The sequence below is a fragment of the Nocardia sp. NPDC004722 genome, assembly GCF_053601505.1.
In genome coordinates, this window is record NZ_JBSGBY010000369.1 from 1 (window position 1) to 8,508 (window position 8,508).

General features: G+C 69.0%; 11 protein-coding genes. 7 read left to right on the forward strand and 4 right to left on the reverse strand.

The window, feature by feature from the left end; translation table 11 throughout:
- Positions 1-203 precede the first annotated feature (203 nt).
- Together ACWELQ_RS29615 and ACWELQ_RS29620 are read left to right on the forward strand one after the other, a co-directional pair.
- On the forward strand, positions 204-770 hold the full coding sequence (locus ACWELQ_RS29615) for a lipoprotein LpqH (RefSeq protein ID WP_452400323.1): 567 nt from the start codon (positions 204-206) through the stop codon (positions 768-770).
- A gap of 126 nt (positions 771-896) precedes the next feature.
- Entirely contained in the window at positions 897-1,685 is a 789-nt protein-coding gene (locus ACWELQ_RS29620; protein WP_452400324.1) for a hypothetical protein, read from the forward strand.
- A gap of 83 nt (positions 1,686-1,768) precedes the next feature.
- Here ACWELQ_RS29620 and ACWELQ_RS29625 read toward each other — a convergent pair whose 3' ends face one another.
- Positions 1,769-2,653 carry an alpha/beta hydrolase family esterase gene (locus ACWELQ_RS29625; RefSeq protein WP_452400325.1) on the reverse strand — a complete coding sequence of 295 codons (885 nt, stop codon included), beginning with the start codon at positions 2,651-2,653 and terminating at the stop codon, positions 1,769-1,771.
- Positions 2,650-3,489, reverse strand: a complete 840-nt coding sequence (locus ACWELQ_RS29630; protein ID WP_452400326.1) for a GNAT family N-acetyltransferase — start codon at positions 3,487-3,489, stop codon at positions 2,650-2,652. The genes ACWELQ_RS29625 and ACWELQ_RS29630 overlap by 4 nt, the downstream gene beginning before the upstream one ends.
- Positions 3,490-3,689: 200 nt before the next feature.
- Here ACWELQ_RS29630 and ACWELQ_RS29635 point away from each other — a divergent pair, with 200 nt between their 5' ends.
- Entirely contained in the window at positions 3,690-4,013 is a 324-nt protein-coding gene (locus tag ACWELQ_RS29635; RefSeq protein ID WP_452400327.1) for a hypothetical protein, read from the forward strand.
- Between the two features lie 27 nt (positions 4,014-4,040).
- Here ACWELQ_RS29635 and ACWELQ_RS29640 read toward each other — a convergent pair whose 3' ends face one another.
- Positions 4,041-4,916: a helix-turn-helix domain-containing protein gene (locus ACWELQ_RS29640; RefSeq protein ID WP_452400328.1), complete on the reverse strand. Its 876-nt coding sequence runs from the start codon at positions 4,914-4,916 to the stop codon at positions 4,041-4,043.
- Between the two features lie 55 nt (positions 4,917-4,971).
- Here ACWELQ_RS29640 and ACWELQ_RS29645 point away from each other — a divergent pair, with 55 nt between their 5' ends.
- On the forward strand, positions 4,972-5,778 hold the full coding sequence (locus tag ACWELQ_RS29645; RefSeq protein ID WP_452400329.1) for an alpha/beta fold hydrolase: 807 nt from the start codon (positions 4,972-4,974) through the stop codon (positions 5,776-5,778).
- Between the two features lie 101 nt (positions 5,779-5,879).
- Positions 5,880-6,314 carry a DoxX family protein gene (locus tag ACWELQ_RS29650; RefSeq protein ID WP_452400330.1) on the forward strand — a complete coding sequence of 145 codons (435 nt, stop codon included), beginning with the start codon at positions 5,880-5,882 and terminating at the stop codon, positions 6,312-6,314.
- Between the two features lie 18 nt (positions 6,315-6,332).
- Here the strand turns inward: ACWELQ_RS29650 and ACWELQ_RS29655 are convergent, their stop codons facing one another.
- Positions 6,333-7,322 carry a cyclase family protein gene (locus ACWELQ_RS29655; protein ID WP_452400333.1) on the reverse strand — a complete coding sequence of 330 codons (990 nt, stop codon included), beginning with the start codon at positions 7,320-7,322 and terminating at the stop codon, positions 6,333-6,335.
- A gap of 88 nt (positions 7,323-7,410) precedes the next feature.
- Between ACWELQ_RS29655 and ACWELQ_RS29660 the strand changes: the two genes are divergently transcribed.
- Together ACWELQ_RS29660 and ACWELQ_RS29665 are read left to right on the forward strand one after the other, a co-directional pair.
- Positions 7,411-7,845: a T6SS immunity protein Tdi1 domain-containing protein gene (locus tag ACWELQ_RS29660; RefSeq protein ID WP_452400331.1), complete on the forward strand. Its 435-nt coding sequence runs from the start codon at positions 7,411-7,413 to the stop codon at positions 7,843-7,845.
- On the forward strand, positions 7,842-8,508 hold a 667-nt coding region (locus ACWELQ_RS29665), incomplete at its 3' end, for a HEAT repeat domain-containing protein (RefSeq protein ID WP_452400332.1). The genes ACWELQ_RS29660 and ACWELQ_RS29665, both read left to right, overlap by 4 nt.

Genomic DNA, 8,508 nt, shown 5'->3' on the forward strand with positions numbered 1-8,508 from the left:
GCCCGCTCAAGGGTTCGACACCGTCGAGGCGGCGCCACACCTCGTCCAGCACCATGGCCCTCGGTCGTCGCATTCGCCCAGGTTATCCCAGTTCCCCGGCCCGGAGCGCGCCGGAAGTTGGGATCGGTAGGCGGGGTGTCGATTCCTACGGTTCTGGCATCGGTTCCACCCCGGAGCCAGCGTCACCAGAACGAGGGAACACCATGAACAGCAAGCCGATCCGCCTGACCACCGCCGTCCTCGCCGCCACCGCGGCGACCGCCCTGCTGGTCACCGGATGCAGCAGCAGCAACGACAACAACTCGAAGTCGACCACCACCGCTGCCGCGACCTCCGCCGCCGCCACCTCCGCCGCGCCCGGCTCGGCCGCCCCCGCCGGCGGCAGCTCCTCGGCCTCGGTCGACGGCAAGGCCATCACCGCCAAGTTCGACACCACCTGCGCCAAGCAGGGCGGCACGCTGGCCCTGGCGCTGACCGATCAGGGCAATGCCACCTACGGCACCCTGACCGCGAGCGCCACCATCACCGGCACCGACACCGTCCAGGCGGTCGGGATCGCGGGCACCAAGGGCGGGTCCAACGGCCAGCCGTACGCGCTGGGATTCGGCAACGGCATGCCGGGCGGTTCGGCCAAGGTGACCAAGAGCGGCAACACCTATACCGTCTCCGGTGAGGGCGTCGGCGGCGTGGACATGTCCAACCCGATGGCCGGCCCGAAGACCGAGAAGTTCGAGATCGTGTTCGCGTGCAGCACCGTCGTCGGCGGCTGAGCCCGCCTCGTCACCACGGCTGAGCCAGCCTCATCCCTTCGGCCCCGGACCCGGGGCCCCGGTCCACCCCGCTCGTGCCACCGGGCATGAGCGGGCCCATCATCCACGTCTGAATCCGGAAAGCACATGAAGAATCAGATCCGCCTCGCCGCACTCGTTTTCGGCGTCCTGGCCGTCGGCTACTACCTCTGGCACGGCCTCACCTCCAGTGATGTGTTCGGCTGGGTCGGCCCGCAGATGGCGCTGCCGATCATCGCCCTGACCATCGTCCCGATCGTGTTCGCCTTCACCGGCGACGGCATCATGTCGGCCTTCACCGGCAACAACAGTTCGCAGTTCCGCAACGGCCTGGTGGGCCTGGGCACCGTCGAGGGCGTCCGGCAGACCGGCGTCTACCTCAACGAGCAGCCGCAGGTGCGCATCGACTTCCGGGTCGAGGGCGCCGACGGCAAGGTGTTCCCGTCCTACGCCAAGCTGATCGTGCCGCTGACCCAACTGGCGCTGCTGCGTCCCGGCGTGGTGCTGCCGGTCCGCTACCTGCCCGGCAAGACCGAGAAGGTCGAGGTGGACCTGTCCGGCGACACCGCGGCTGCCCAGGAGGCGATGAACGCGGCGAATATCCGCAAGGGTTTCACCACTCCCGCCAAGCTCGATATCGCCCGGCGGGGCATCGCGGCCCAGGCGGTGGTGCGCTCGCTGAGCGTCCCCGGCGAGATCCGCGACGGCCATTCACGATTGGATCTCGTGCTGGTGGTGACCCGGCCCGACGGCAGCACCTTCGAGGCCCGCACCGAGAAGTTCCTGCCCCCGGCGGCGGTGTCGCTGGTGCAGGTGGGCCGGGTGATCGGAGTGCACTACCTGCCCGACAACGAGCAGGAGGTGGTGCTGTCGCTTCCGGTCAACACCGCCAACTGATGGAAGACACTCGGAGCCATCCAGGAAATACTGAGAGCCGCAGACGGTTTCGTCGGCGGCTCTTTCGCCGTGTGAGGATCGGTTCACAGCTTGCGGGCCTCGGCCGGGATGAGCAGCGGCTGCGCGAAGCGCCAGATCTCCTCGGCGGCATCGAATTCCAGTGACACCGCTGAGGCGGGCGTCCCCGCATATTCTTCCGGAACGGGTGTGCCGGGCCAGGTGTGGCCGCCGCCGAACACCGTCCACTCCAGCACCGAAGTGCCGCCCGCGCCGTCGCTGGCGATGATGCGGCGCGAACCCTCCGCCGTGACCGGTTCGCCGATCACCGAGCAGCCGTCGATCTCCCGCCAATGCCGCGCGGACTCGGCCAGACCCCAGGTGCCGCCGCGTATTTCGCCGTCCTGACCGCGATGGCGGGAGAACCCTCCCCCGATCGGCACCACCGGATCCACATCGCCGTTCATGAGCAGCCCCGACACGGCGTATCCGGGCCGGATGCCCGCCAGCGCGTCCGGAAGCCCGCCCGCGACGGCCGCGAACACCGCCACCCGGTCACCGGCCTCCACCGCCATCCGGTGGGCCATGAACGCGCCGTTGGAGATTCCGGCCACCACGGCGCGATCGCCGTCGGTGTCGAATTCCTCCGCGCACCAGTCGATCACGGCGTTCAGGAACGCGACATCGTCGATACCCTCCGCATCGGCGTCGGTCACCCCGCGGCCGTCGGCCCAGCATCCGCCCCACCCGGCCGGGTAGGCCACCGCGATCCCCCACTCGTCCGCGTGCCGCGCGAAACTGGTCCACCCGTACATCAGCGGTTCGGCGGGCAGCGCACCCATTCCGCTCTGATTGCCGTGCAGCACAAGCACTATCGGCGCTCGGTCACGTCCAGGCGCGCGCACGTGAAAAGTGCGGCGCACCCCGGCGACGGTCAATTCCACTTCGGCCAGGTCAGCGGCCACGGTCATTCCTCCGACTTCTCCAGGACGTATTGCGTCTGGTCGAACACGCTCTCGAACCCGATGGCGCGGTAGATCTTGTTCGAGGTGGGGTTGGCGAGGTCGGTGTACAGGCAGACGTCCTGCCCGGCCGCGCGCACCCTGCCCGCCACGTGCGCGACCAGCGCGGAAGCGTAACCGCGCCCCCGGGTTTCGGGCGGGGTGTAGACCGGTCCGATCCGGGACCAGCCCAGGACGGGCACCTGATGCGCGGTCAGGCTCACCGGTCGCCCGCCGTCCTCCCACAGCCACCAGCGTCCGGCCGCGAGGCGGGCGCGCAGGGCCGATTCGGGGATCGTCATCTGCAATCCCTCGATCTCGCGGTCCATGTCGGCGATCCACCGCAGGCACACCTCGATGTCGTCCACGGTGGCCTGGCGCGGTGCGCCGGGCGCGGACGGCACCCGCAGGCCGCCGAGCCGGTAGAGCCGCTCCCGCACCCCGACGCGGTGGCTGGTACCGCGCGATTCGCTCCAGATCCGGGAGAATTCGGCGGCGGTGGCGTCGGCCCCGACGACATCGGCGAGTTCCGGCAGGATTTCCGTGAATCGCCTGACCAGTTCCGGCAGTGCCGCCTGCGGCATCTCGCCCAGAAACAGGCCGCGCCCGGCGGTCCGGATGGCGACGCCCACTACTTCGTCCGTGTGCACGGAGACGAAGGACGAGGGTTCCGTGGGCACGTTGAGACCCGTCAACTCGTTCTCGACTACCGTGCATATCACCGTGTGCCGCAGGGGATCTCGATCCAGGAAGGCGGAGACCCGCCGCTGGAATTCACCGGCGTCACCGGTGATCTCTACACGCATGTCTTCCACCGTATAGCGCCTCGAACACAGCGGCGAAGCGCCGATCACGGCCGAATCGCCCAGCGGTCACGAAGTTCATAGCCCAGTGGTCACAAAATTCCCGAAACGCTCTAAACGCCAGCGGACTCTGGTACGCATGGATTAGCTACCTGGTTGCCATATCTCGCGATAACACTTCTACCAGCAGGGAAGAAGGAGCGATGAAAGTCAAAGGATTGACAGCGACCATCGCAATGGCGTTCACGGCCACGGTGTTCACAGCTGGCGTAGCGTTCGCGGAGCCGCTCGATCTGCAGCCCGCCCCCGTACCCAGCGCCACCGCGCCCGTGGACGATCCGGATGTGGTCATGCATCAGTGCAACGCCATCATCGGCGCCCTCGTCGGCGGCTTGATCGGCGGCACCCTCAGCGCCTTCCCCGGGGCCGCGATCGGCGCGGGCATCGGCGCGCTCGTCGGCTGGTCCCAGCTCACCCCGCCCGGCCCGCCACTGGCCTGCTGGACGCCGACGCCACCACCGGCCTGACGGTTCTCCGGTACGCCGAGCGTGCCATCACCGGATAGCCGATGGCACCCCGGTGTGCGGCGTCTCCTCTTCGGGCGCAGCATGATTCGAAAGTCCCAGCCGGAAACTCGTGGGCGTGGTGGCGGTCTGGGCGCGAAAGAACTTGGTGAAGTTGGCCGGATCCTCGAACCCCAGGCGGCGCGCGCATTCCGCGGTCGTGACCGGCTCGTGGGCCAGCATGCGTTTGGCCTCGAGCGCGACGCGCGCGTTGAGGTACTGCTTGGCGGTGAAACCGGTGGCGGCGTGCACCGCCCGCGACAGCGTGCGCGGCGAGTAGCCCAATTGTGCCGCGTACCAGGACACTTCGCGGGTCTCGGAGTGGTAGCGCTCGACCAGCCGGCCGAAGCGGTCGAACAGGTCGGTGGGGTCGGGCAGTGCGGGCAGGCCCGCGGCCAGCCGCAGGGTGAGGGCACCGAGCAGGTGGCGCAGGATCGCTGGCTCGACGGGTTCGGCGGCGTACTCACCGAGCAGATGCTCGAATGCCGCGTCGGTCAACGGGTTCGCGGTGAGCACCGGCGGGGTGGCGGGTGACGGCAGATGGCCGAGCGCCCCGGCGGGCACCAGTTCCGACCGGCACAGGATGACCTCGCCGCACAGATCACCGAGATCGTCCCAGCGGTGGGTCCAGCCGGGCCGAATCCAGGCGAGAGTGCCCGCGGTGAGCGGATGCGCCACGAAATCGACTGTCATGCTGCCGGTTCCGGCGGTGCAGCGGGCGAGCACATGGAAGTCGCCGCGAATCACCTCGCGACCCGAGACCGGCATGGGGCGCAGTTTCACGAAATCCAGCACTTCGAGACCGGTGGCGGAACCGGCCTGCGGCGCATACTGCAGGGTGCGTATGGGTTGTCCATTTTTGACCATGAGCGGTCCCGAATCTACCTGGCCGGGGCGGGTCTGGCGACCATACCGTATCGCCATGAAGAAAATAGCCGTGGCGGGCGGCAGACTCCCGATTCACCTGTACGACGGTGACTCCGATGCGCCACTTCTGGTCTTTCTGCACTATTGGGGCGGATCGCACCGCACCTTCGCGCCGCTGATCCACCATCTTGAATATCCGGGACGGGTGGTCACTTATGACCATCGCGGGTGGGGTGAATCGCGGACGCTCCCCGGTCCCTACGACATCGGGCAGCTGGCCGCCGACGCGCAGTGCCTGATCAACGAGCTCGCGCCGGAGCGGTTCGTGCTGGTCGGGCATTCCATGGGCGGCAAGGTCGCTCAGTTGCTGGCGGCCCGCCGACCGGTCGGTCTCGAGCAGGTGGTGCTGATCGCTCCGGCGCCCGCGCGACCGGTCGTGACACCGCAGGATCAGCGGCTGCTCGCCCACGCCTACGCCGATGCCGAGGCGGCGGCCGGGGCGCTCGACCACGTACTCACCCATCGGCCACTCCCGGATCACCTACGCGCGCAGGTAATCACGGACAGCCTGGCCGGGTCTGCGGCCGCGCACGAGGCGTGGGCGCTGGATTCCATCGCCCGCGACATCTCCGCGACGGTCGCCCGGATCGAGGTCCCGGTGCTGGTGCTGGCGGGCGAGCACGATCGGGTCGATCCGCCCGCGGTGCTCGACGAGCAGCTACTGCCGTACCTGCCCACCGCCACCCTGCAAGTCATCCCGGATACCGGACACCTCTCACCCCTGGAGAATCCGCAGGCGCTGGCAGAACGGATCCGAGTCGCGCTCGCCGCACAAGACACGGTTACGCAGCAGCGCCGATGAATTCGGTGGTGCGGCCCGGTTCACGGACTGACACGGAATTGCCAGGGCTGCTCGCTACGTTGTCACGGGTTCAGTTTCGCTCTCTCCCCCAGGAGTCCGTGGTGGCACCGCTCATCGTTCTTATCGTCGTCACCGGACTGGCCCGGCTGGCCGGGTGGCTACACGCCGCCGACTGGCTGGATTCGTGGCCGCACGCGGCCCGGATCGGCTTGGCCGCCATGTTCGCGCTCACCGCGTCCGCGCATTTCCTGCAGCCTCGCCGCGACGGCCTGATCGCCATGGTCCCGCCGCGGCTGCCCAATCCGGCCGCGCTGATCACCCTGACCGGGTTCCTCGAATTGGCCGGAGCCGTCGGACTTCTCGTCCCGTGGGCGGCCCCGCTCGCCGCGATCTGCCTGGCCGTGATGCTGGTGTTCCTGTTCCCCGCGAACATCCGCGCCGCCCAAGAGAAGATCGGCATTCAGACAATGCCGCTGCCGGTGCGCGGTGCGGTGCAGGTGGTCTTCCTCGCAGCCTGCGCGCTCGCGGCCTTCTGAATAGCGTTCCTGCCCAGGCTATTTGATCGCGACCGGGCTGATCGGGGTGCCGACCGCGCCCGGGATCCGCAGGGCGGGCGCGCACAGCAGGAAGTCGTGGACGCCATCCTCGGCGCAGTCGCGGCCCAGCGCCTCCAAGTCCCAGATCTCGCCGAGCGGCAGGCCCATGTCGCGCAGCGTGATCATGTGCAGGGGCAGCATGACGCCGTCCTCGGGTCGCATCACCTCGACGGCCGGATTGTCCACGGCGACCGCGGCGATGTCGTGTTCGTGCAGCCATTCCGCGCAGCGCCAGCTCAGTCCGGGGCTGCCGCCGAACCATTCGGAGTGCCTGCGGGTTTCGAGGAAGCGGGTCCACCAGCCGGTGCGGATCACCAGGATGTCGCCGGGTCGCAGGGCGACGTCCTGGGCGGCGGCGACCGCGTCCAGTTCGGACGGTGTGATGACGGTGCCGGGTTCGAGGCGCGCGAGATCGCGGTGGCGGGCCACATCCAGCAGTACGCCACGCCCGATCACGCCGCCGTGCTCGGCGACCCGTTCGATGCCGAGTCTGCTCGCGCCCATGCTGGTCACCATGGCGGCCGGGTAGCCGTTGTAGAGCAGCCCGTCGTAGTAGACGTGGGAGAGCGCGTCCCACTGGGTCGCGGCTTGCAGCGGCATCATGATGTAGTCGTCGTTGAAGCGCATCGGGCCGTGCGCGTACATGCCCGCGACCTGCGCCTCGGTGGGTCCGCCCCACCCTGCGAGCTGGGCGGCGAGCTCGGCGTCGCCGCCGTCGATGGCCATCAGGTGGATGGGATTGCGCCGTTGGCCGCTCGCGCCCTGCGGGCCGTAGGCGTCGAAGGGCACGCCGAGCGGGATGCTGCGGCCCTGCCGGGCGCGGGTGGCGGCGTGGGCGATGCGTTCGGGGGTCAGCAGATTCAGGGTGCCGAGCTGGTCGTCCTCGCCCCAGCGGCCCCAGTTGCGCACGCGCTCAGCGGCTTTACGCCATTCTTCGGTCACGGGCACCTCCACAGCGACGGATCCTGTCGATCTTTACCGCGTCCGGTGGAACCTGTCGAGGGTCAGTCCCGGTCGGTCTGGTTGGATGGGCGCAGTGACCAGCGTTTCCTTCCGATTGATCGGTGACCAGCGGTTGGACCGGGTGATGCCGGCCTGGGCCGAGCACTATCCGCGCTACGACACGGTCGTCGGCTACTCCGATCTCGGTCACGCCTTCCTGATGAGCAGCCGCACCGGCGAGTACGGCATCCTCGATCCGTACAGTCCGGGCGTCAAGGACTACGGGGTGTTCGCGGACGCGACCGCGTTCGTCTCCGAGGTGCTGTTCGATCCGAACGTCATCACCTATGTGCTGCAACCCGGGCATGTGGCCGAGATCCGGCGGCGGCTCGGGCCGCTCGTCGCGGACGAGGTGTACATCGCCACGCCGTACCCCTTCCTGGGCGGGTCCGAGAGCCCGGAGTCGTATCAGAAGGGCGGGGTCTGGGTGTTCTTCGATCTGGTGGCGCAGGCGCAGGAGTTCGAATGAGCCCCGTGGACTTCGACGAGCTGGCGCGCGCGGAGGACTACCGGTCCATCGCGCCGTTGACGGCCATGGTGCTGGATGCCTCGCTGCCCGAGCCGGTGCGGCTGCGCGCCTCGGAGGTGCTGACCGGATTCGACGACACCACCACCGAGGCGATGCGCCGGACCTGGTGGGCCGGTGGGGATCTCGTGGTCATGCGGCACGCGCTGGGATTCATGGATCGCGCCGAGGCCGACATCGTGATCGCGGTGGCGAGCGATGACGAGCATCCGCTGCAGGTGACCGCGGTGGAGTCCCTGAGTTTCGGATTCGGTGAGGCCGAGTTCATGCCGGTCCTGGTGCGCGCGCTCGGGCATCGTGACCCGCGGGTGCGGGCGGCGGCCGCGTCGACGCTGCTGTGGGAGGAGCCGGTAGCGGCGGAATCCGGGCTGCTGGCGGCAATCCACGACGAGACGTTCGAGGTGGCCGCGGCGGCGCTCGACACCCTGCGGTACTACCCGACCCGGCGGGTGCTGCGCGAGGTCTCGCTCCTGCGCGCGCATCCGGACGAGCGGATCGCCTCCGCCGCCTCGGACGCGTTCGACGAGGTGCGGTGGAGCTTCGAGCAGGCCGCCACCGAGGGACGTCCGGGAACCGTTGCGCTGCTGCGGGAATGGATGTCGCCGG

Excerpts from the sequence above, each read along its gene's own strand:
- ACWELQ_RS29635 (WP_452400327.1), top strand. The coding sequence starts at position 3,690 with ATGAAAGTCAAAGGATTGACAGCGACCATCGCAATGGCGTTCACGGCC.
- ACWELQ_RS29625 (WP_452400325.1), bottom strand. The coding sequence starts at position 2,653 with ATGACCGTGGCCGCTGACCTGGCCGAAGTGGAATTGACCGTCGCCGGG.
- ACWELQ_RS29640 (WP_452400328.1), bottom strand. The coding sequence starts at position 4,916 with ATGGTCAAAAATGGACAACCCATACGCACCCTGCAGTATGCGCCGCAG.
- ACWELQ_RS29620 (WP_452400324.1), top strand. The coding sequence starts at position 897 with ATGAAGAATCAGATCCGCCTCGCCGCACTCGTTTTCGGCGTCCTGGCC.
- ACWELQ_RS29630 (WP_452400326.1), bottom strand. The coding sequence starts at position 3,489 with ATGCGTGTAGAGATCACCGGTGACGCCGGTGAATTCCAGCGGCGGGTC.
- ACWELQ_RS29615 (WP_452400323.1), top strand. The coding sequence starts at position 204 with ATGAACAGCAAGCCGATCCGCCTGACCACCGCCGTCCTCGCCGCCACC.
- ACWELQ_RS29645 (WP_452400329.1), top strand. The coding sequence starts at position 4,972 with ATGAAGAAAATAGCCGTGGCGGGCGGCAGACTCCCGATTCACCTGTAC.